23 protein-coding genes and 1 pseudogene are annotated in these 22,670 nt (G+C 26.5%); 22 read left to right on the top strand and 2 right to left on the bottom strand.

Annotated features, from left to right (window positions below; genetic code table 11):
* The first annotated feature begins 8 nt into the window (after positions 1 to 8).
* The 8 genes from NY022_RS03930 (at position 9) to NY022_RS03895 (ending at position 10,044) form a co-directional block, all read left to right on the top strand.
* Positions 9 to 923 carry a type II secretion system protein gene (locus NY022_RS03930; protein WP_267523693.1) on the top strand — a complete coding sequence of 305 codons (915 nt, stop codon included), beginning with the start codon at positions 9 to 11 and terminating at the stop codon, positions 921 to 923.
* Positions 920 to 1,405, top strand: coding sequence for a hypothetical protein (locus NY022_RS03925; RefSeq protein ID WP_267523691.1), 486 nt, complete (start codon positions 920 to 922; stop codon positions 1,403 to 1,405). Before NY022_RS03930 ends, NY022_RS03925 begins: the two co-directional genes overlap by 4 nt.
* Before the next feature lie 125 nt (positions 1,406 to 1,530).
* A complete protein-coding gene (locus NY022_RS03920; protein ID WP_267523689.1) occupies positions 1,531 to 3,333 on the top strand; it encodes a TolC family protein in 1,803 nt (600 codons plus the stop codon).
* Between the two features lie 11 nt (positions 3,334 to 3,344).
* Positions 3,345 to 4,010 (top strand): transglutaminase-like cysteine peptidase, encoded by a 666-nt coding sequence (locus NY022_RS03915; RefSeq protein WP_267523687.1) that lies wholly within the window; start codon positions 3,345 to 3,347, stop codon positions 4,008 to 4,010.
* Positions 4,007 to 6,034 (top strand): EAL domain-containing protein, encoded by a 2,028-nt coding sequence (locus NY022_RS03910; RefSeq protein WP_267523685.1) that lies wholly within the window; start codon positions 4,007 to 4,009, stop codon positions 6,032 to 6,034. The genes NY022_RS03915 and NY022_RS03910 overlap by 4 nt, the downstream gene beginning before the upstream one ends.
* A gap of 4 nt (positions 6,035 to 6,038) precedes the next feature.
* Positions 6,039 to 8,171 carry a type I secretion system permease/ATPase gene (locus NY022_RS03905; RefSeq protein ID WP_267523683.1) on the top strand — a complete coding sequence of 711 codons (2,133 nt, stop codon included), beginning with the start codon at positions 6,039 to 6,041 and terminating at the stop codon, positions 8,169 to 8,171.
* A complete protein-coding gene (locus NY022_RS03900) occupies positions 8,168 to 9,463 on the top strand; it encodes an HlyD family type I secretion periplasmic adaptor subunit (protein ID WP_267523681.1) in 1,296 nt (431 codons plus the stop codon). The genes NY022_RS03905 and NY022_RS03900 overlap by 4 nt, the downstream gene beginning before the upstream one ends.
* Positions 9,463 to 10,044, top strand: a complete 582-nt coding sequence (locus NY022_RS03895; protein WP_267523678.1) for a response regulator transcription factor — start codon at positions 9,463 to 9,465, stop codon at positions 10,042 to 10,044. Before NY022_RS03900 ends, NY022_RS03895 begins: the two co-directional genes overlap by 1 nt.
* A 49-nt stretch (positions 10,045 to 10,093) precedes the next feature.
* On the opposite strand, the gene NY022_RS03890 is transcribed toward NY022_RS03895, so the two are convergent.
* Entirely contained in the window at positions 10,094 to 10,924 is an 831-nt protein-coding gene (locus tag NY022_RS03890; protein ID WP_214120273.1) for an ATP-binding protein, read from the bottom strand.
* 62 nt (positions 10,925 to 10,986) lie between these two features.
* A complete protein-coding gene (locus NY022_RS03885; protein WP_239803594.1) occupies positions 10,987 to 11,850 on the bottom strand; it encodes a helix-turn-helix domain-containing protein in 864 nt (287 codons plus the stop codon).
* A gap of 228 nt (positions 11,851 to 12,078) precedes the next feature.
* Here NY022_RS03885 and NY022_RS03880 point away from each other — a divergent pair, with 228 nt between their 5' ends.
* The 14 genes and pseudogenes from NY022_RS03880 (at position 12,079) to NY022_RS03815 (ending at position 22,474) form a co-directional block, all read left to right on the top strand.
* Positions 12,079 to 12,975, top strand: coding sequence for a dihydrodipicolinate synthase family protein (locus NY022_RS03880; protein WP_267523675.1), 897 nt, complete (start codon positions 12,079 to 12,081; stop codon positions 12,973 to 12,975).
* A pseudogene (locus NY022_RS03875) lies at positions 12,972 to 13,229 on the top strand (UxaA family hydrolase); the annotation flags it as partial. The gene NY022_RS03880 and the pseudogene NY022_RS03875, both read left to right, overlap by 4 nt.
* A gap of 99 nt (positions 13,230 to 13,328) precedes the next feature.
* The gene (locus NY022_RS03870; protein WP_336607079.1) at positions 13,329 to 14,489 is read left to right on the top strand and encodes a UxaA family hydrolase; all 1,161 of its coding nucleotides are present in this window, start codon (positions 13,329 to 13,331) and stop codon (positions 14,487 to 14,489) included.
* Positions 14,490 to 14,510: 21 nt separating this feature from the next.
* Positions 14,511 to 15,770 (top strand): MFS transporter, encoded by a 1,260-nt coding sequence (locus NY022_RS03865; protein WP_267523673.1) that lies wholly within the window; start codon positions 14,511 to 14,513, stop codon positions 15,768 to 15,770.
* A 9-nt stretch (positions 15,771 to 15,779) separates the two neighbouring features.
* On the top strand, positions 15,780 to 16,184 hold the full coding sequence (locus tag NY022_RS03860; RefSeq protein ID WP_267523671.1) for an SDR family NAD(P)-dependent oxidoreductase: 405 nt from the start codon (positions 15,780 to 15,782) through the stop codon (positions 16,182 to 16,184).
* 134 nt (positions 16,185 to 16,318) lie between these two features.
* Positions 16,319 to 17,458: a tyrosine-type recombinase/integrase gene (locus NY022_RS03855; RefSeq protein ID WP_267523669.1), complete on the top strand. Its 1,140-nt coding sequence runs from the start codon at positions 16,319 to 16,321 to the stop codon at positions 17,456 to 17,458.
* A 204-nt stretch (positions 17,459 to 17,662) separates the two neighbouring features.
* Complete coding sequence (locus tag NY022_RS03850; protein ID WP_267523667.1) at positions 17,663 to 18,040, top strand: hypothetical protein; 378 nt, start codon at positions 17,663 to 17,665, stop codon at positions 18,038 to 18,040.
* A gap of 200 nt (positions 18,041 to 18,240) precedes the next feature.
* Positions 18,241 to 19,086: a phage recombination protein Bet gene (gene bet / locus NY022_RS03845; protein WP_267523665.1), complete on the top strand. Its 846-nt coding sequence runs from the start codon at positions 18,241 to 18,243 to the stop codon at positions 19,084 to 19,086.
* Between the two features lie 127 nt (positions 19,087 to 19,213).
* A complete protein-coding gene (locus tag NY022_RS03840) occupies positions 19,214 to 19,765 on the top strand; it encodes a single-stranded DNA-binding protein (RefSeq protein WP_267523663.1) in 552 nt (183 codons plus the stop codon).
* A 124-nt stretch (positions 19,766 to 19,889) separates the two neighbouring features.
* Positions 19,890 to 20,363, top strand: coding sequence for a hypothetical protein (locus NY022_RS03835; protein WP_267523662.1), 474 nt, complete (start codon positions 19,890 to 19,892; stop codon positions 20,361 to 20,363).
* Positions 20,364 to 20,472: 109 nt separating this feature from the next.
* On the top strand, positions 20,473 to 20,682 hold the full coding sequence (locus NY022_RS03830; protein ID WP_267523660.1) for a hypothetical protein: 210 nt from the start codon (positions 20,473 to 20,475) through the stop codon (positions 20,680 to 20,682).
* A complete protein-coding gene (locus NY022_RS03825; protein ID WP_267523659.1) occupies positions 20,679 to 20,840 on the top strand; it encodes a hypothetical protein in 162 nt (53 codons plus the stop codon). The genes NY022_RS03830 and NY022_RS03825 overlap by 4 nt, the downstream gene beginning before the upstream one ends.
* 240 nt (positions 20,841 to 21,080) lie before the next feature.
* Positions 21,081 to 21,602, top strand: coding sequence for a hypothetical protein (locus tag NY022_RS03820; protein WP_267523658.1), 522 nt, complete (start codon positions 21,081 to 21,083; stop codon positions 21,600 to 21,602).
* 569 nt (positions 21,603 to 22,171) lie between these two features.
* Positions 22,172 to 22,474 (top strand): hypothetical protein, encoded by a 303-nt coding sequence (locus tag NY022_RS03815; protein ID WP_267523657.1) that lies wholly within the window; start codon positions 22,172 to 22,174, stop codon positions 22,472 to 22,474.
* The last annotated feature ends 196 nt before the right edge of the window (positions 22,475 to 22,670 follow it).

Genomic DNA, 22,670 nt, shown 5'->3' with positions numbered 1-22,670 from the left:
AGGTAGATATGAAAAAAGCATTTACTATGATAGAATTAGTGATGGTTATAGTAGTTCTTGGTATAGTATCAGGAGTTGCTATTAATATTGTTAAATTTTCTTATGATAATGAGCAAAGAAGTAGAGCTTTAAATGAGCTTGAGATTAAATCGCAAGTAGCTATGGATTTTATAAGTGTTCATCTAAACAATGGTGTTAAGAATAGTTATAGACTTAAAAGAGAAGAAGATTCAGATTGTAGTGCTACTACAAATTGTAAATTTGTATTTAATACTAGCGAAACTATTGCTAAGAATTCAGTAACTGTAGGTAATTTTAAAATTTTTGAATGGGCTAGAATTGCTATTAAGGATAAAAGACTTGGTAAATGGGATGGTATTAATCAAACGAAATGTGTTGTTAATAAAGTATTAAATACAAATTGTTACAAAGTAGCAGGTCAATTTTCATGTTTTACAGGCAGTGATTGCGATATTAAATCAGCTGCAAGTCCTGTTGAATATAATTATAATATAACTGGAAATTATGGTATATATTTCTTAGGTGATAATATAGCAAATTCAACGGCATTTATGGAAAATGATTTATATAACTTAGAAAAAGGAATAATATATTTTGACTTAAGTAAGAAGAATTTTTCTATGAGTAATGCTTATGTTTTGGTTGATAAAATTGAAGGTTTAGTTTATAAAGATAAAAAATTAGAATTTTATAGCTATGATTGGAGCACTAGAGAAAAGACTAATTTTTCTTCAATAGGTAAAACAAAATCTATCTTAGTTGATGAAATTAGTGATTTCGCTATTTATAATGATAGTGGTGTTACAAGAATAAATTTGTGTTTAGAAAGAGCTGGGCTTCCAGGTAGTTTCATACACAAAAGCACTACAATTAGAGTATGCAAAACAGGAGTGATAATATGAAAAAACAAGCTTTTTCAATGATTACTGCTATTATTTTTATAATTATTGTTGGTGTTATTTGTGTTATGACTGTTAAGACAAGTCAATCTACTGTGTCATTTGCAACAAGAAGCTATATAAAAGAACAAGCCGAGATGGTTTATGAGGGTGCAAAGACATTAGCTACAGTTAGGGTATTGCAAAGTAAGTCTGATACCGATTCTGATAAAAGAATTAATGGTGCAACATATAAAAATATTTTAGGTCTTAATATAAGTAATATTGATGAGACATATTATTTTCCAGATGAAAAAAATCCACAATTTGAGGTAGTTATAAGATATATGTCAACTCCTGCACCATCAAGTGGTTGGAACAAGACAGATAAATTATTAGCTTTTGATATTGATACAGTAGTGGCTAGAATATCGGTTGAAACTACTGGTATTTTAAAGGAGGTAGCCGATATTAGAATTGTTAGAGATTTTGTAATTAGTAATTAATTATTAAAATATTAATAAATATTAAAAAAATCAATTTTTTATTAAAAAAATTTGATTTTTTATGTTTATATTAAGTTAAAAAAATATAATAAAGCGCAAAAAATTATAATTGTTAAGGAAAATTTATGAAAAAAATCTTACTTATGTCAGTAATAGCAGCTTCTTGCTTACAAGCTTCAGAGTATAATATTTTTGTCTCTAGTTCTAAGGCAGAAGATTATAATATGTTAAATAAAATAAAAGCTGATGTTGAAAAAATAGTAAACGAAAGCAAATATGCTAATGAATTAATCGTAAAAGCAAGACCATCTAATCCAGTGAATCCAGCTAATAGTCTTTATCATACTGTTGTTATTGAAACTAATGATGTTTCAATGAGTAAAGCTATAGAATATAGAGATTATATTCGTGATAATAGTAGTTATAAAGATGCTTATATTACTAGTAGAAAAGGTGGTAAAAGTGTTGCAAAAACTGAAATTATAAATGAAGAACCTGTAGCACCTAAAAAAGAGATTCAAAGTGTTGAAAATTCACAATTAGATACACTACAATCTGATGATTCAACAGGAAGTTTACTAGATAGTCTTGCTGCTAAAAGTGAAAATAGTTTAGACATACCAGAATTTAATAATGAATTAAATGAAAAATCAATTACTTTAAATAAAATGATTTCAAATATTTTTGATACTAACCCTACTGTAAATTCAAGTAAACAAGAATATTTAAAATCTTTAAAAGATTTAGATATAGCTAGTGCTGTATATTATCCTATGTTAAATTTATATGCTAATGCTGGAATAGTTAAGAAAACAACTAAAACTCATACGGATTCTAAAAATAGTGGGAAAGGTTTGCAATATGATGCATCAATAGTTTTAACTGAGAATTTATTTAATGGTGGCAAGGATATGAATGGTAAAAAAGAGCAAAATCATATCACAAATTCAACCGCTTATAAATTAATTCAAAATTCTAATGAAGTTGCGTATGAAAGTACTAGAGCGTATTTAGAATTAATTAGAACAAAATTGCTTTTAGATATAGCTAATAGAAATGTTGAAGCACATGAGGAAATTTATTCTCTTATTAAAGATAGAACAAGTTCAGGTTTTGCCAGAGCTAGTGAAGAAAGACAAGCTGGAAGCCGTTTGGCATTAGCAAAAAATAATTTATTATCAGCTACAAATGATTATGAAGATGCTAATAGTAAATTTAAAAGATTATTTGGCAATAATGTTGATATAAATTCTTTAGTAATGCCTGAATTTAAAGGTAAAATTCCAGCAAGTTTAGAAGAATTAAATGAAATTAGTAAAAGATGTAATCCAAGCATAAAAGTTAAAGCTGAAAATATAAATGTATATGAGTATAAAAATAAGGTAAATAAGGGTAATTATTTGCCTAAGTTAGATTTAGAACTAAGTGCTAAATATGAAAAAGATAAAGTATTTAAAGATAAAACAACAAATACTGAAACTGGAGCATTTTTAAGATTTTCATATAATTTATTTAATAAAGGACATGATAAATTAAATGTAGAAAAAGGTAAGATTGATATATTATCAAGTCAATTAGATCATAGTTCTATTTTAAGAGAATTAGAAGAAAGTAATGAATTTGCATTTAATTCATACAATATTAGTAAAGATAAAATAAATTATTTAAATGATTATGTTGATTATGCTAAGTCTACGTTGCTAACATACCAAGATGAATTTAAAATAGGTAAAAGAGATTTGATTAATGTTTTAGATGCTCAAAGTGAGTATTTTACAGCTGTTAGAGAATTAATAAATAATAAAAATAATATTCTATTAACAGAATATAAAATGTTAAATAATATGGGTATTATTTCAGAGAGTTTTGTAAATGGCTATGCTAAACAATTTATAAGTTTTGCATGCTCAGTAGATGATGTAAAATAATTTAGGAAAATATGAATAATAGTATTTTTATAAGAGTGATTTTTGTCGCTCTTATTTTTAGTATTACTTTATTTAGCTCTTCGTTTATTAAATCAGAAACATATAAGCGTATGGCTTCCACTTATGGTGATAGTGGTGTTAAAAAACTAGAAAAATTAGATAAATTAATAAGTGATTTAAGCGGACAAAATGAGGCTGTAAAACTTGTTAAAGTTAATGAGTTTTTTAATAATCCTAGTATTTTAAGGTGGGCAGATGATAAAGATACTTGGGGAAAAACAGATTATTGGGCTAATAGATTTGAATCTTTAGGCAAGGGTCGTGGCGATTGTGAAGATTTTGTTATTGCCAAGTATTTAACATTATTAAATTTAGGTGTTAGTGAAAATAAATTATTTTTTACCTATGTATATGCAAATTTCGGTGGAAAGTGGATTTCTCATATGGTTTTATCTTATTATGAAAAACCAGGTGATATACCATTTATTTTAGATAGTAATACAACGACTATTAAACGAGCTAATCAAAGGAATGATTTAAAGCCAGTATTAACATTTAATGCTAAAGATTTGTTTTTAACTAAACAGGCATCAAGTGGTAAATTATCAGCTAAATCGTCTAAATATACTAAAGATTGGTCAGATTATTTAGAAAAATTAAAAAAGGGTGACTTATGACATTGTTTAAACAGATTATGTTTGGAGCTATTGTTTTTATATTAATAATTTTAGCTATTGTGGGTGTTAAAAATTATTCAACTACTAATGAATTTATACAAGATCAATTAAGTGTTAATGCTAAACATACAGCTACATCTTTAGGATTAGCAATATCTACTAATTTAAAAAAACCTATTCAAAGTGATATTAGCGATGAGCAAACACTTCAAGATATTGTTGCTCAAGAAAATAATCAAAATAATACATCAGAAGATATTAAACAAACTAATATTATTAGTAATAATACAGAAAGTAATGTTGGTGATATAGTTGATAAAGAGGCTGTTTCATTAATGATAGATAGTATATTTAATAGTGGATTTTATAAAAGAATAAGTTTTAAAGATGTAAATGATAATGTTGTTTATGAAGCTTATCAAGAAGATGATTATTTTGGAATTAGTGATTGGTTTGTAAAACTTGTTGATATAGTTCCACCTGAATCATCATTTGAAATTATTACTTGGAATAAAGTAGGGACTGTTTATGTACAAATTAGTCCTGTATTTGCATACTCGCAATTATATACTACATTAAAAGTTTTATTTATAAATTTATTTATTATTTGTGTTTTATCAATGGTTATTATTTATTTTGCTTTAAAAACTATTTTAGCGCCATTAAATAAAGTAAGAGAACAAGCAGAAGCTATATTAGAACATCAATTTATTATACAAAATAAATTACCTTTCACTCAAGAGATTAAAAAGATGGTTATGGCTATGAACTCTATGGTTGGTAAAGTTAAGGATATTTTTGAAAAAGAAAGTGAAACATTAGATAAATATAATGAATTATTATATAAAGATGAAAGAACTAAATTATTAAATCGTAGATATTTTGTTAATAAATTTACTGAATTATTAAATACAGAAGAACGTTCTTCGGGATATTGCTTTTTGTTAAGCATAAAAGAAACTTATAATTTTAAAAAGTTGTTAGGTTTTAATAAATCATTAGAGTTTCTACAAAAAATTGCTGAATTATTAAAAACAAATAATCATGTTTTTGATAATGAATGTATATTTTCATTAAATGAAAATGATTTTATTATATTAGGTGAAAAATCACAAGAGTTTGAAAATTCATGTTATAAAATTTTAATTGATTTAGAATTATTATTTAAAGAATATGATATAGATAGTAATGAATTTAGTATTATTTCATCTATAAGCTCTTATGAAAATAAGAAAATGAACGAAATTTTATCGGAATTAGACTTGCTTCTAATTAAAAATAAAAAGAATTTTTCTTTGAATAAATCAGATAGTAATGCTAGTTTAGTCCTTGGAAAAGAACAATATAGAGATTTTATTAATAATGCTATTGAAAAAGATGAATTTTGTTTTGCTATGCAAGATGTTTTAAATAATGATGAAGTTTATCATAGTGAATTATATCTTAGGTTAAATTATAATGGTGAATTAAAAAGTGCAGGGTATTTTATGCCTATGGTAAATGAGCTTAATTTAGGTAAAAAATTAGATTTATATGTTTTAAATAAAGCTATAACTAGTAATTTTGGTAAAGATATATCAATTAATATTTCAAATGAAATAATAAAAGAAGAAAATTATGCTGAATTAGAAAAGATATTTAAAATTAAGCACGACAATAAAATATATTTAGAATTACCTATGAATAAAGACTTAGATTTTAGAAGTTTATTATCATTTGCTAAATTTATTAGACCTTATAATATAATTTTAGGATTAGACCATTTTGCTTTAAATAAGGAAAATTTAAATATTTTAAATGAATTAAATGTAAGTTATATAAAAATACAAAGTAATTTATTATTAGATTTATTAGAAGATGCTAATACTAGTAGAGCTAAAGATTCATTAGATATTATATTAAATTCAAAAGGCGTTAATATAATTGTAATAGGTATAGAAAATGATGAGACTTTACAAAAAGTTAAGAAACTAAATATTAATTTAGTTCAAGGTAGATTTTTAAGTGAAATTAGACAGGGATAAATAAATGAATAATACCAAAACAGATGAATTATTAGATTGCTTAGTAATTTTAACTAAGCTTTATAACAATCCTTATAGTGCCGATGCATTAACGGCTGGTTTGCCGTATGATAAAAATTTAGGAGGAATAGAGCTTTTTTCTAAAAATAGTAAAAAATCTTTATTTAGTAGAGCTGCAAAAAGGGCAGGTTTTGCTAGTACTTTAGTAAAAAAGGAATTAAAAGATATACCAAATTTAGTTTTACCTTGTATTTTAGTATTAAAAAATCAAAAAGCTTGTATATTACAAGGTTTTCATGATGATAAGTTAAGCATAATTTTTCCAGGTTTTGATGGTGCTGCTACATTAGTTGATGTTAAAGATATTGAAGAAGAATATTTAGGTTATGCTTTTTATTTAAAAAAAGAATTTGTAATTAAAAATGAAATAAACAATCTTAAAAATAATCCTAATGAGCATTGGTTTTGGGATACTCTTAAAAAGAGCAAGCCTATTTATATAGATGTTTTATTAGCATCTTTGATTATAAATTTATTTGTATTAGCTGGACCACTTTTTACTATGAATGTGTATGATAGAGTGGTTCCTAATAATGCTATTGAAACTTTATGGGTATTAGCTTTAGGTGTATTAGTTGTTTATATTATTGATTTGGTAATAAAATTAGTAAGAGCGTATTTTTTAGAAACAGCTTCTAAAAAAAGTGATATTATTATGAGTTCTATCATTTATGAAAGAGTTTTAGATATTAAACTTAGTGCTAGACCGAAAAGTGTTGGTTCTTTTGCTCAAAATTTAAAGGAATTTGATACATTAAAAAGCTTCTTTGCAAGTGCTAGTATAGCCGCTATAGTAGATTTACCATTTTGTGTAATTTTTCTAATTACTATTTATTTTTTAGCAGGGCATTTAGTAATAGTGCCTATTGTAGTTATGTTTTTGATTTTAGCATATACTTTTTCAATTAGAAAGCCTTTACAAAAATCAATTGAGAGTACATACGAAGCAAGTGCTTATAAAAATGGTGTATTAATTGAAAGTCTTAATACCTTAGAAACTATTAAAACACTTAGTGCAGCATCATCTTCACAATGGATATACGAAGAAGCTACTGGTGAAATAGCAAATAAAAGTATAAAAAGTAAAATTTTATCAAGTTCAATTCCTATGGTTACAGGATTCTTAGTTCAATTTAATACAGTTGCGATAATAGCTATGGGTGTTTATATGATTAAGGATATGGAGCTTAGTATGGGTGGGCTTATTGCTAGCGTGATTCTTAGTTCTCGTGCTATAGCACCTATGGGTCAGGTAGCTTCTTTAATATCAAATTATGAACAAACTAAAACAGCCTATAAGAGTTTAGATGATATCATGAATTTACCTGTTGAGCGTGAAAATGGTAGAAAATTTGTAAGGCGTAATGCATTTTTAGGTGGTATTGAATTTAAAAATGTACATTTTTCTTATCCAGATGCAAAAAAAGAATCTTTATCAGGTGTGTCATTTAAAATAGAGCCAGGAGAAAAAGTTGCAATAATAGGTAAAAATGGTAGTGGAAAGACAACTATTGAAAAATTAATTATGGGACTTTATGAGCCTAGTAGTGGTAGTATTCATATTGATGGTATTGACACAGAACAAATTGACCCAGTGGATTTAAGAGAGCATATAGGTTATGTTTCACAAGATATTATGCTTTTTAAAGGAACTCTAAGAGATAATATTATTTTTAAAGCACCGTATGTGAGTGATGAAGAGATAATTAGCGCTTCTAATATTGCATGTGTTAATGAATTTGTAAATTTACATCCATTAGGATTTGATATGCCAGTTTATGAGCGTGGGGAAGGTATTAGCGGTGGTCAAAGACAGGCTATTGCTATAGCTAGAGCATTTATAACTAATACGCCTATTATGTTGCTTGATGAACCTACTAATCAAATAGATACGCAAACAGAAAATAAGATAATAAATAATCTTAAGAATGCTTGTGAAAATAAAACTTTAATTGTTATAACTCATAAACAATCATTATTAAAGTTGGTTGATAGAATAATTGTAATAGATAATTCGAAAATAGTTATGGATGGAAAAAAAGATGAAGTATTAAAACAGCTTGGAGCAGTAAAATGAAACAAAAATATACTCAAGATGATTTAAATTATATGAATAGTTTATCTCAAGCAGTTTTAGCAAAAAGTTCTCAAAAAACTAAGACAATGTTATATATAATATTAATTTGCGTAATTGGAATTATATGCTGGATGGGTTTTGCTGATATTGATGAGATTACTAGAGGACAAGGTAAGGTAGTGCCAAGCGGTCAAAATCAAGTTGTTCAAAATTTAGAAGGTGGTATTGTTCAAGAATTATTAGTAAGAGAAGGTGATGTTGTAAAAAAAGGTCAAGTATTGCTTAAGATTGATAATAAAAGTTTTGAGAGTTCTTTAGGCGAGAGTGAAGTGAAAATTAGTGAGTTATTAGCAAAGAAAATAAGATTAAATGCACAAGCTAATGATACTAATTTTGATACAAGTATACTAACTGAAGATGAGCTTAATAAAATTTTTCCAGCTACACTCAAAAATGAAGAAAGTTTATATAAGAGTAATATAGCACAATTAAGAGAGAAAATATCTCAAAAAGAAAGTGAAGTTAAAGAATTAAAATCAAGAATAGCACATTTAGGTACTAGTTACAACTTAATCTCTAAACAAAATGATTTAACATATAATTTATATAAAAAAGGTAGTGTTAGCGAAGTAGAATATTTACAAGTTAGTAGACAATTAAATGATGTAAGAGGTGATTTATCACAAGCTAGATTATCATTACCAAAGGCTGAAGCAGCTTTGAAAGAAATTACTTTAGGTTTTAAAAATGATTCTAAAAAAGAATTAAACGAAACAAATGCTGAAATTGCTAGAATTAATAAAAGTCAAATAGGTCTTGATGATAGGGTTGATAGAACTTTAGTAAAAAGCCCTGTAAATGGTATAGTTTCAAAGCTTAATGTTCATACTGTTTCAGGAGTAATTAAGCCAGGTGAAAATATAGCTGAAATAGTTCCACTTGACGATAAATTAATAGCTGAAGTTAAGGTTAAACCTGCTGATGTGGCATTTTTAAGAGAAGGTTTAAGAGCTATTATTAAAGTAAGTGCTTATGATTTTAGTATTTATGGCGGACTTGAGGGAAAGGTTATGCAAATTAGTGCTGATACCGAAACTAATGATAAAGGAGAGAGTTTTTATTTAGTAAGGATTATAACAGACAAAAATCACTTAGGAACAGATGAAAAACCTTTAAATATTAAAGTGGGCATGATAGTAAATGCTGATATTGTTACTGGCAAAAAAACAATACTAGACTATTTATTAAAGCCTATATTTAAAACTAAACAAAATGCTTTAAGGGAGAGATAATGAAGATTGCAATTAATATAAAAGATAGGGAAATTAAGAATTATCTAGAGGAAATTTTAAGCGATTTTAATATATATTTTACTGAATATAATGGAGTAATAATTAATAAATTTAAATCAATAGATGTTGTTATATGTGATAATATAGATGATTTAGAGGAATTGGCTTTAAATAATTTTAAATGCTTAGTATTATCTAAAAACCCAAATTTTGTTGAAGCACATAATTTTTTAAATAAAGGCGCTAGAGGATATGCAAATGCGAGAATGCAAAAAATACATTTTGTTGATGCTATAAATTGTATTAAAAATGGTGGTGTATGGTTACTACCTGACATAGTTGCTAATATGGTAAATTTAATAAATCAAAGTTATAAACAAGATAATTTTGCAATTTTTAATGTTTTAGATGAAAGAGAAAAAATAGTTGCTAATTACATAAAAGACGGGTTGAGTAATTCATCAATAGCTGAGATGTTAAATTTAAGTGAAAGAACTATAAAATCCATTTCATCTAGCATATATCAAAAAGTTGGAGTAAAAAATAGAATTCAATTAGTTATGGCTTTAAAAAATATCTAAACTATTTTTATTAATTTACTATGAGAGATTTTCTCATAGTAAATTCTAATTATAATTTGATTTTTAATAAAGAATTATTAGCCATTTCAGGCACTAAAAGTGTGTTTGTAGAGTTATCATAAAACATATCAGCAGGTCCTTTAAGTGCTTTTAAATCTAGTTTTTCTAATTTATTTTGATTAAGTTTATAAATATAACCATTTAGCTCTTTACCCCAGCTAGATACTAAAATATCATCATTAATTTTAACAATTCCATCAAATTGCTCTAAATTATCACTTAGTTTTTCTACATTTTTACTAGCTAAATCAATTTTTAAAATAGCTCCGCCATCTTTTTCACTAGGATCATACCCTACAACATATAAAGAATTTTTATCAATTAATAAGCCATTAGGACCACCATAACTTTTGTCAATATTCATAAAAGTTTTATAGTTTTTATCTTTTAAATTGATTTCAAAAATCGTATAAGTGCCAGTATCACTTACTAAAAGAGTATCATTGTCTAAGCTCTCAATTGCATTTAAAAATACCGAGCCTTTAATTTCTAGCTTAAATACTTCTTTTTTGCTTGTTATATCAAAGCCGTATAAAGTATCAATATCTACAACATAAAGTGTATTGTTAATAATCTTCATACCTTTCGGAGCATTTAAATTCTTTACAAATACATTGATTTTATCATCAGCTTTTGAGATTATATTTATATAACCATCTAAATCCTTGTTTAAAGGCTCAATTTTTTGACCTACATTTGAGACAAATACATAATCTTTATTTGCCACAACACTCTCAGGCGAAGCAAAAGCATTGATTTCTTTAACTTCCATTGCATTCATACTAGCAAGTAATGCTAAACTTAAAATATATTTTTTCATCTTTTCTCCTTAAATAATTTTTGAAAAATTATAAGGAAAAAAGAATTTTATTTCTAATAGTTTTAATGTAAAAAATATAAGTTTTTTGATTTTTGAAATTGTTTTGGGGTTTTATTATATCTTTTTTTATAGCGTGAAATAAACCAAGCAGGTGAGTTAAATCCTACTTCTAAACATATTTCTGTAATGTTTTTGTTTGAAAATTCTAATAAGAATTTTGCCTTTTCAAATTTTTTATTATCAAGCCATTCTTTAGGGCTAATTCCAAAACTTTGTTTGAAGTTTTTGCTAAAAGTAGTTAAGGACATATTAGATATTTTTGCCATATCATTTACGCTTTGAAAATCTTGTTCGCAATATGAAAATATCTGATATAAAGATAGTTTAAAATTGGTGATTATGGTCTTTAAAAATGATAAAAAACTTTGATTATTTTTACTATAAAGTAGGGCTAAAAATAATTCTTCAAATTTTAATTTTAAAATATCTTCATTAGTTTTATAACTAAAACAAGGTAAAAATGATGTAAAAATTGAGCTTAATAATTCATTAGAATTTAGCTTAAAAATATGCTCATCGGTTGTAAAATTACTATTTAAAAGGGCTTTATATTTATAAATTAGTTCTATTAAAATACTTTCTTTAAAACAAATTATAATTGAATTATAATAGTTATTTTCTACGCAGTCTTTTATTAGATATGAGCCTTTTGTAAAAAACAAAATCTCGTTTTTATTAATTGTAAAATCTTGCTTTTTAGTATGTATCATTTTATATCCATCATTTATAAAAACAAGAGCATAATCATCAAATAATACTTCATAATAATCATCATTTTTTCTAGTTTCATATAAACAAAGATTAAGATAATTAGAACTTATAACATTTTTGCTGATTTTACTTAATTCATTAGGTAAATATATCATTTTTCGCCTTTAGTTTTAAAATTTATATATTTTACAAAAGAAAAATTTAATAAAAATTCTTTCGTATATACAAAATATAAATTTTAATTTACAAAAAGTAACACTTTTTCAAAAAAATTAATTTTATTTAATTTATTTTTCATAATTTTTATCATTTTTTGCATATTCTTTCTTAAATACAAAAAATAAAATTTAATTTTTTTGTATATACAAAATTAAGGAGAAATTATGGGAATTTTAAAAGGAACTTTACCAGCTTTATATACACCATATAAAGATGATGGAAGTATTAACGAAGTTGAGTTTTTAAAGATGTGCGAATGGGGCATTGAAAAAGGACTTGATGGTTTATTTTGTAATGGTAGTGCGGGAGATTCACAAGCAATGCCATATGATATGAAAGTAAAAATGCTAGAGCTTTCAATTAAAGCTGCAAATAATAAAGTGCCTGTTATTTGTGGGATAGGAAGTTGTATTTATAAAGAGAGCTTAGACCTTGCAAACGAAGCTTATATAAAAGGAGCTAATGCGCTTTTACTTATGATGCCATATTATTATAAGTTTAACGATGATACGCTTTATACTTATGTAAAAGACTTACAAGCAAAAGTAAAACTCCCACTTTATATTTACAATATTCCACTTTTTGCACCTGCAATGAGCTTAAATCTAATTGAAAAATTAAGCAAATTACCGAATATTGTAGGTATTAAAGATAGCAGTGGAGATGCATTACTACTAAATCATATTTTAGATGTTGTGCCAAGTGATTTTGATGTATTTGTGGGTCGTGAAGAGCATTATTTTGGAGCTTTAATGATGGGTGCAAAAGGTTCAATGACAAGTGCAGGATGTGTTTTCCCTGACGCTATGAGTGCGATTTATAAAGCATATAATGAGAAAAATTACGAAAGAGCAATCAAGCTTCAAAAAGCCTTGCTACCTGCTATTAGATTTGGAATGAGCTTATCATTTCCTATGGGCTTTGCGCTTTTACTGAAAGCTCGTGGTTTTGCTTTTGCAAACAAAAGCATTCACCCACTAAGCGAAGAGACCTTAAAAGCACTTGATGAAAAATTCGAATATGCAAAAGAATTAGTTAAAAATATAGAAAGTGTGTTATGAAAAATAGATTTTTAAAAGTTAGTGAAATTGACAATGTTGCAACTGCAATAAGTGATTTAAATAAAGGCGAAGTTTTTAATGAAGTTACCTTATTAAATGATATTAAAAGCGGACATAAATTCGCTTTAACTGATATTAAAAAAGGTGATTTTATTATTAAATACGGCGAAGTAATAGGAGCAGCAAGTATTGATATAAAAAAAGGCGAGTGGGTTCATACAACCAACACCGAAGGCGTTCGTGGTAGGGGAGATAGCTGTGATAGTTCAAAATTAGAAAATGCTTTAAGATTAAGCATTGAGAGTGCAAATAAGAAAAACCTAAACGCACAAGATTCAAAACACGAAAAAGTAATTTTGAAAGGCTATAGAAGAGAAGATGGCAAGTTTGGCTTAAGAAATAAGGTCTTAATAATTCCTAGCGTTGTATGTGCTAATAAGGTCGTAGAAAACATTGCTAAAGCGTGTCCTGAAGCTGTATATGTAACTCATCAGCACGGATGTAGTCAGCTTGATTTTGATGCAGAGCAAACAAGAATGCTAATGGCTGGAAATTGTGCAAATCCTAATGTATATGCAGCACTTGTAGTTGGACTTGGTTGTGAGACTATTAGTTCAAATTCTGTTAAAGAATTAGCAAAAAGTTTAGCTCCTTATAAAGATATAAGAGCAATTAGTATTCAAGAGCTAGGTGGTATTACAAATACAACAAATGAAGGCATAAAAATAGTTAAAGATATGCTTGAGAATGCTAGTAAATGTGAATTAAGTGAAGGTGATTTTAGCGATATTATCCTAGGCACTGAATGTGGTGGAAGTGATGCTTATAGTGGGCTTAGTGCAAATCCATCGCTAGGAAGTTTAAGTGATTATGTAGTAGAGAATGGTGGAGCTGTAATTTTAGCTGAAACAACCGAGCTAATAGGAGCTGAAAATATCTTAGCAAGGCGTGCAATTAATGCTGAAGTTGAGAAAAAGATATATGAAAAAATCTATGGCTTTGAAGAAAATGTAAAAAATAGTGGCTCAGACATTCGTGGTGCAAATCCAAGCCCAGGAAATATAGCAGGTGGGCTAACTACTATTGAAGAAAAAAGCCTTGGTTGTGTTTATAAAGCAGGGACAAGCAAAGTTGTAGATGTGATTGATTATGCAATGCCAGTTACTAAAAAAGGTCTTACATTTATGGATACTCCAGGAAATGATATAGAGCAGCTTAGTGCTATGGTTGCAGGTGGGGCTAATTTAGTTGTATTTACTACAGGTCGTGGAACTCCAACAGGAAGCCCTGTAACTCCAACGATTAAGCTAAGTACAAATAATTTTTGTGCGAAAAATATGGCTGATGTGATTGATTTAAACGCAGGAGAAATCGTAGATGGCAATAAGAGTAAAGAAGATATTAGAGATGAATTAATAGAGCTAATCGTAAAAATTAGTGAAGGCAAATTAACAAAAGCAGAAATCAATAAACAAAATGATTTTAGCGTTTGGCGACTAGCAACAACTTGCTAAGTCTTAAATAAAGGGGGATTTATGGAAAAAATAGTTAATAAAATGTATTTAAAGATAATGCCTTTAATACTTTTAATGTTTTGTTTAGCAATGCTAGATAGATCAAACATTGCTTATGTAAAAGATTATATAGAAATAGACGCTGGTATTAGCAAAGCTGCATATGCTTTAGGTGCAGGGATATTTTTTATAGGCTATGCGATATTTGAAATTCCATCAAATTTATTATTGCATAAATTAGGGGCAAAAATTTGGCTAAGTAGAATTATGATAACTTGGGGACTTGTATGTATGGCTATGATTTACATAAAAGATGAAACAAGTTTTTATATTCTAAGATTTTTATTAGGGCTTAGCGAAGCAGGATTTAGCCCAGGGGTTATTTTATATCTTAGTTATTTTTTCCCTACTATTTATAGGTCAAAAGCTTATGGTTTTTATCAATTAGGAGCACCGCTTGCACTAATGCTTGGTGGCGTAATTACAGGGGCTATATTAGATTATGCACCTAGCATTTGGTTTAAAAATTGGCAATGGATGTTTATTATCCAAGGTGCTATTACTGTTATAGTTGGTTTTTATGCTTATTTTAAACTTGCAAGTAAACCTGAAGATGCTAAATGGTTAAGCGAAGAAGAAAAAGCAATTTTAATTGCTGAACTTGAAAAAGAACAAAATAATAAAGAAGAATTAAATTCTAGCAAAGCTTTATCATCAATTATTGTATGGAAATTCGTTTTAGTTTATTTTGCAATCCAGCTTAGTGTTTATGGGGTTTTATTTTATTTACCTACTCAAGTTTCACATTTTTTAGGGACAAATGTTGGATTAAAGGTTGGAATTATTAGTGCAATTCCTTGGGCTGTTGTATTAATCGCTCTACCTATTATTACAAGTTATGCTGATAAATTAAGAGCTTGGAGTTCTTTTAGCATTGCATTATTATTGTTAGCTGTTGTTAGTATGTTTTTATCTGTATTTATAAATTCTTTAGCTTTATTTATTTTATTCATATCTTTAGCAGCTGTTGGTTTTATAGCGATTCAGCCTATTTTTTGGAATTTACCAACTCAAATCTTAAAAGGCACAGGAGCAGCAGCAGGAATAGCATTGATTGGGGCTTTAGGCAATCTTGGTGGTTTTGTAGCACCTAATTTAAAAAATTATGCCGAAAGTCAATTTAATAGTTCTTATGCAGGTTTAATTGCTTTATGTTTGGTCGCATTCTTAGGAGTGCTTATGTTAATACATTTAAAAAAATCTTACACAAATATTAAATAAGGAGAAATTATGGATTTAGGATTAAAAGGAAAAGTTGTAGTTGTTACAGGTGGTGGAAAAGGTATTGGTGGTGGCATTAGTATGTGTTTAGCTAATGAAGGTGCAATTCCTGTTATCATATCTCGCTCTAAGCTTGATAGTGATTTTGAAAGCAAAATTAAAGCACTTTGTCCAAATTACGGCTTTTATCAATTAGATTTATCAAAATGGCAAGATATTAGTGTAGTTGTAGAGCAAATTGTGGCTAAATATGGCTTAATTTATGCACTTGTTAATAATGCAGGTATGAATGATAATCTTCATATTGAAAGTGCTACAACTGAAGAGCTTATTAAAAGTTATGAGAGCAATTTATTTCATTATTATGAAATGATAAAGTATATTTTTATTACAAAAAAGGGAAAAATACTGTAAAAATAAACTAATACATCACTTTAAATTAATATTTTTAATATATATTTTTTGTAGAAATTAATTATTTTTTTTAAATTTACTGACAAAAACGGACAAAAATACGGACAATTTTTATGAAAGGTTAAGGAATAAAAGTGCTAACAGAAAGTATTATTAAAAATTTAAAAACGGATAACAAGCGTATCCGTAGAAGTGATGGTAATGGTCTTTATATAATAGTAGAGAAGAATAGGAAATATTTTGTTTATGAATATAGAGATTGTGATAAAAAAGTGAAAAGAAAATTTTTAGCAAATTACCCTGAATGTTCCTTAAAACAAGCAAGAGAATTAATGAAACAAATAAGTATTGATACTAAAAGCAATGTAGGTATAAAACAAAAATTTGATTATTTGATAGATGAATTTTTAAATTATGAAAGAAAAAGATTAAGAGCAAATACTTTTAGAAATAAAGAACTTATTATAAAAGTATTTATTTTTAGTTATTTAAAGGGTAAAAACATAAGTGAAATAACTAAATTTGACATATTAAAGATTTTTGATAATCCTAAACTTGAAGGAACTATGTTTGTAAAAAGTCAAATATATTATGTTTTACAACAATTTTTTGATTTTTGTTATTTAATATGTGAAAACAATCCTATGGCTAATTTAAAAAAGAAATATATAACTAATAAGGAAAAGATAAACCATTATCCAATATTAAATAAAGATAATGATATAAGATTGTTTTTAACTGCTTTAAAAAATATTAAAAAAGATAACATAATGATATATTATGCTTTTAAATTTGCTTTATACACAGCATTAAGAAGAAAAAATATTTTATTATTAGAATGGTCTGAAATTGATTTTGATAAATCTATGATATTTATAAAAGCTGAAAAAATGAAAAACAATAAAGATTTTAGCTTACCATTATCAAAACAAGCTAAAAATATTTTGATAAAAATATTTGATTTTAATTATACTAAGCGTAAATATGTCTTTTCTCACTTTGATAAACCTTATTCTGAAGCAATATTTAGTTTTTATTTAAAAAAAATAAATTACAATAATATTATTACATTCCATTCTTTTAGAGGTATTTTCAGTACTATATGTAACGAACATAGAAAAGAACATAATATTCATTATGATATTATAGAAAAATGCCTTTCACACCAAGATAGAAATATTATAAGAGCAACATATAATCACGCTGATAATTTAAATGATATGCGAATTCTTATGCAGTGGTATTCTAATTTTATTGATAAACTAAGTGATTAAGTTATATTTAAATAATTTTTAATATAATTTTGACATATTATTTTAATATTTTTTAGAAATCATTTTTTTATGTTTTTATAAACATAAGGTATTCCACTAGCTACCTTAAAAATGGTTTGCTAATTAGCACTTATATGCTAAGAAATAAAAGCTAGTAATAAAATACAAAAGCCTTTTTGCATTTCTTAATATTAAGGAGTAAAAATGGCTGTTAACGATAAAACACAAGTTTATAATCCAAGCGATAGAAAAAAAGAAATAATTGACAAATTCCCTAATTCATCAATAGTCATTAATAATAGTTTAGAAACTCAAACAATGGTTAGTGATTTACAAATTATTGACATTACAACTGATATGTTAAAAGCAAAATTAAGTATTGATGAAACTGGAGTATCACTAGATGAGCTTAGATTATGGTTAGAAAAAATAAATAAGTTAAAAGAACTGCTAAATGAAATTTCAGATTTAGGAATTAATATGGTTTCTAAACACTACAAAACAAAGGAAATTTCGTATAGACCACTAAGAGAAAAAGTAGCAAAGATAAAAGCTAATATGAATTCACAAGCTAAAGAGTAAAAATAGTGAGCAAAAAGGCTTTTGTATTTTATTCTTCCTTTTTTTAAAAAAAATCATAACATTAAATTAAGTTTAAATAAGCCAAAAAAGGGCTGGTAGTAGATATTTTTGCCCTATTGTGGCGTATTCTCTACTTTGTTTGTGTTTTGTCTTATTTAAACTTATAAAAAAGTTTAAATAAAAAATTAAAAGGAGAAAAAATGAGTAATTTAATCACTCAACCACAAAATGGTGATTTAATAAGCTTCTCTCAAGCTGATTTAGACATCATAAAAAGACAATTCTTTCCACAAGGGGGAAATGAAACAGATATGGCTTATTGCTTATCTGTGGCTAAAAAAATGGGGCTTGACCCTATTAAAAAAGAAATTTTTTTTATACCAAGGGCAACCCAAATTGATGGCAAATGGGTAGAAAAAATAGAACCACTATGCGGTAGAGATAGTTTTATGAAAATGGCTAGAGCTAGTGGTAAGTTTGATGGTATTAAAACTGAATCTAGCCTAAAAATTGTTCCTATTCATAGGAATAATAGCTGGGAAGAGATTAAAGACTTAGTAGCTGTATGTCAAGTATGGCATAAGGATTACAGAATGCCAGTTGAAGTTCAAGTTGCATATAATGAATATGTTGGCTTAAAGAAAGATGGGATGCCTACTAAATTTTGGGCTGATAAACCTGACACTATGATTAAAAAGGTTGCTGAAAGTCAAGCACTTAAAAAAGCCTTTGGATTTTTCGGTATTTATACTGTTGAAGAAATGGGTGCAGGTATAGATGAAGCAAAAGATGCTGATTTTAAAGAGTTAAATCGCACAAGTGGTATAGCTTTTAGCGAAGTAATTGATGCTGAGATAGAGCAAATGAGCCGTGAAGATCTGATTAATGCTCTTAACAATTTAGGTTTAAATTTAGAGATAAAGGCTAACTCTCAAGGCATTGAATTCGGTAAAGTTGTAGGTAATACCTATGGTAAAACTGAAGTACTAAAATCATTCGGATTTAAATTTAAGTCAGATACACAAGTTTGGTTTATACAACTTTAAAAACACGCATTTTCTTTCAATTTATTTCAATTTTATTATTTTTAGTTGCCTCTAATGGGGTTAAAGAACTCACAAGAGTATCACTACCATTTTATGGGGATTATTAATTTTTTTTAAAGGATAAACAATGAATAAAACAATTTTATTAGGACGCTTAGTAAGAGATAATGAGTTAAAAACACTTGCTTCAAGTGGAAGTGCTGTATTAAACAACTCTATTGCTGTAAGTAGATATCACACTGATAATAACGGAGAAAAAAGAGAAGAAACTTTGTTTATTGATGTAGTATTTTTTAATAGACTTGCTGAGGTTGTTAATCAATACCTTAAAAAAGGTTCTAAAGTTTTAGTAGAGGGTTATTTACAACAACAAACATGGGTTGATAATGCAACTAATCAAAATCGTTCAAAAATTCAACTTGTAGTTGAAAGTATGGAGATGTTAGATAATAAACCAGCTGATAATCAAAACAATGGCTATCAAGGAAATAATTATCAACAACAAAATACTAACAACCAACCAAACACTAATTATCAAGCTAATAATTACCAAACAAATAATGGTCATCAACAAGATAGTAATTCTCAACAAAACTATCAAATTCAAAACAACTATCAACAAGGTAATAATCAAGCTAATAATTATCAACAAAACTCTTATGAAGATGTGCCTTTTTAATTTTAAAAAGGCCTTTTAGTTTATGTAGTTTTTACTACATTTAATTTTATTAACAATCTAATTCAATTAAAAAAAAATTAATTAAAAAAATCAAAAACAATTAATACAATTTAAGGAGAAAAAAATGAAAATTAATGTAACTATGGAAACTTATGAATACGCTGAATTATGTGCTGAACGCATTTGCAAGTTTTGGTTAAAGGATAACTATAATTTTGGTGCTATAAGCAACATAATTGAAGATTATATCGATGGTATGGATACTATTTGTAATGTAATGGATTTTGCTGATAATTTTTGGGTAAATTATTCTAATTGTCAATTTGGTAGTGATGAAATTGTAAATTTTATAATAGATGAACTAGGAGTTGATATAGATGATATTTTAGAACAATTAGAGCTTAATGAAGAATATTTAGACGAAGTAGATGATGAAGACTATATATCAAAAGCTGAACTTTTTAAAGAATGGCTAGATGAAAATTGCGACAACTTATTAGAACTAAATGATTATTTACAAGAAAAAACAGAAGATAAAGGTTTTTTTAAAATAATCTATGGTGAAAGTAAGGAGTTATGTAGTTATTTAGTCTATTAACTCTACTCTTTACTTTTAAAAACCTATTAAAGGGATGACTTTATCTTCTTATGAGATATTTTATCGCTTTTGGGCTTAAAACAAAATTAACAAAAAAAAGGTTAAAATTATGAGAAAGATAATAAATGTAATAAAGTATATTATTGCTATTGTGGTATCAGCTTTAATCTTTGTATTTAGATACAGAGATAGTAAAAGATGGGAATTAATAGGCTATGGATTGTTTGTTAATGGCTTTTCAGCTTTATTTGATAAACATGAAATAATTTTATTAATGCTTTCATTGATAGTAATAATGACAATAAAGGAGCAAAAATGATAGATATACTAATAGATGTTGTATTGATATTTTGTATTATCATATTACTTATCGCTAATATTTTTGGCGAGGGAGTTATAGATAAACTTAAGGCCTTTCAAAATAAGTTAGATGAAAAAATTAAAGAAATAGATATGGCTAAAGGTAAAAAACAATAATTGATATTTTATAATAACTATCATTTAGTTTTTTGTATTGATTTACAATACAATTCAAATTAATTATTACCTCAGCTAATTTAATTAATTAGCTAATACTTATTACACTCTTATTGATAATAACTATTTTCATTACTGAGATACTACAATCCTTTTAAAACTTTCACTTAGTAAAAATTACATTAAAAGGATAATTATTATTAAAAATTAACAAATTAAAATCAAAACAAAGGATAAAAAATGACAATAAAATATTTAAAAACAATAAGTTTAGAAGATTTAGTAAGCAAAGTTGTTAATGATTTCGTTGAATACAATGAAAAATATAACTATAGAATAGGTGCTACAAGAGAAAACGCTGAATATATTATAAGTAGTTTAGTGGATGAATACTCTAGCCTTTATAGTGAAGATGAAGAATTAGACTTTGACTTAGAAAATCAATTATGGGAAGAATTAAGATATAACTATTCTTTTGGTTTAGGTGTAGAAAAAATTAATGAATTATTTAAAGACTTTTTTTACGAAGAAATCCGTTCTTATGCTATAGAAAGTCTTGCTTATGATTTAGAAGAATTTAATTTAAATGATGAAAATATATCTGAAGATATTATCAATAAAAGAATAGAAAATCTTTTATCTAGCGATGAGTTAATATCTGATGACTTTTTACAAGAAATCAACTGGGAAGATTATAGATGTAATATTTATAATATAAACGACCCAAAAAAATGCTTTTTAGTTGTTAGAGAAATTAACTAAATATTATTCCACACAAAAATTTAAACACACACAAAATTAAACAAAAAAAATCAATAGAAGCCCAGCAAATGCTAACTGCTTTGTAAGGTGTATTTTCCCAATCAGTAGGGGGAGCGTTTGGTTCTCTTACGGGATACGCTTTTCGTTGAGTTTTTAATAAGTCCTCTAATTAGAAAGGGGGGTGATTTGCTTTGGAAAAAAGTAAGTTAAAGCAACTTATAAAAATATTGAGTATAACTTATACGACAGCCAAATGTATTATTTTACTCGTTGAAATAATCGGCTTTCTAATTAGTTAGAAAGATTATTCAGTTAAATCCACTTTTGTGGGTTTAACTCATAGTTGCTTTAATCATTACTTTATTGATTATAGCATAAAAATTATGAAAAAACTAAAAAAATATTTTTTCAATCGCTATTTTATGGCTTTTTCTAATGCTTTATTTTGGGTATCAGTTGGCTATCATTTAGCAAATTATTTAAACAAATAAAATACTTTTTCTAACTTTTGAGTTTTTATTCTTAAGTTAGAAACATTTTTCAATAATACAAATTTTAAAGGATTAACAATGAAAATTAAAAAATTAAATGGCTATTATACTTATAGCAATATTTCTTTTAAAGATGAAGTATTTAAATATATTTGTGATAACAATATTGATAATATATTAGATAACTCTAAAAACATTAAAGAATTAAAAGAAAATATTCAAAAAACAATAAAATTATATGGCTTTGACTACTTTTTAGAACGCTGTGCGTATTATGATTATGCTATAACAGATAATGAAGAGTTTGCAAATTCAGATGATTTTAAAGAATTATGCTTAGAAGACACTGCTTTCTTTGATGCAAAAATATATTTTGTATAAATTTAGCCTATAGATTTATTATAAAAATACAAGAGTGGCTTTGCCCTCTTATTCTTAATTTATTAATATTTTTAAATTGTTAAATAAAGCCCATTAGGGGATATAAAAAGTATATTCCCATTATGGGTAATACTACTATTTTATTCTTTTATGGGTTTTCTTTAGTATTTATGCTAAAAATTTTTTAAAAAGGAGA

Origin of the sequence: Campylobacter sp. MG1, assembly GCF_026616895.1 — a bacterium.
In the GTDB taxonomy this organism is placed as follows: Bacteria; Campylobacterota; Campylobacteria; order Campylobacterales; family Campylobacteraceae; genus Campylobacter_E.
The sequence above is the reverse complement of the archived record's forward strand: the minus strand, read 5'-3'. Positions and strand labels throughout refer to the sequence as shown.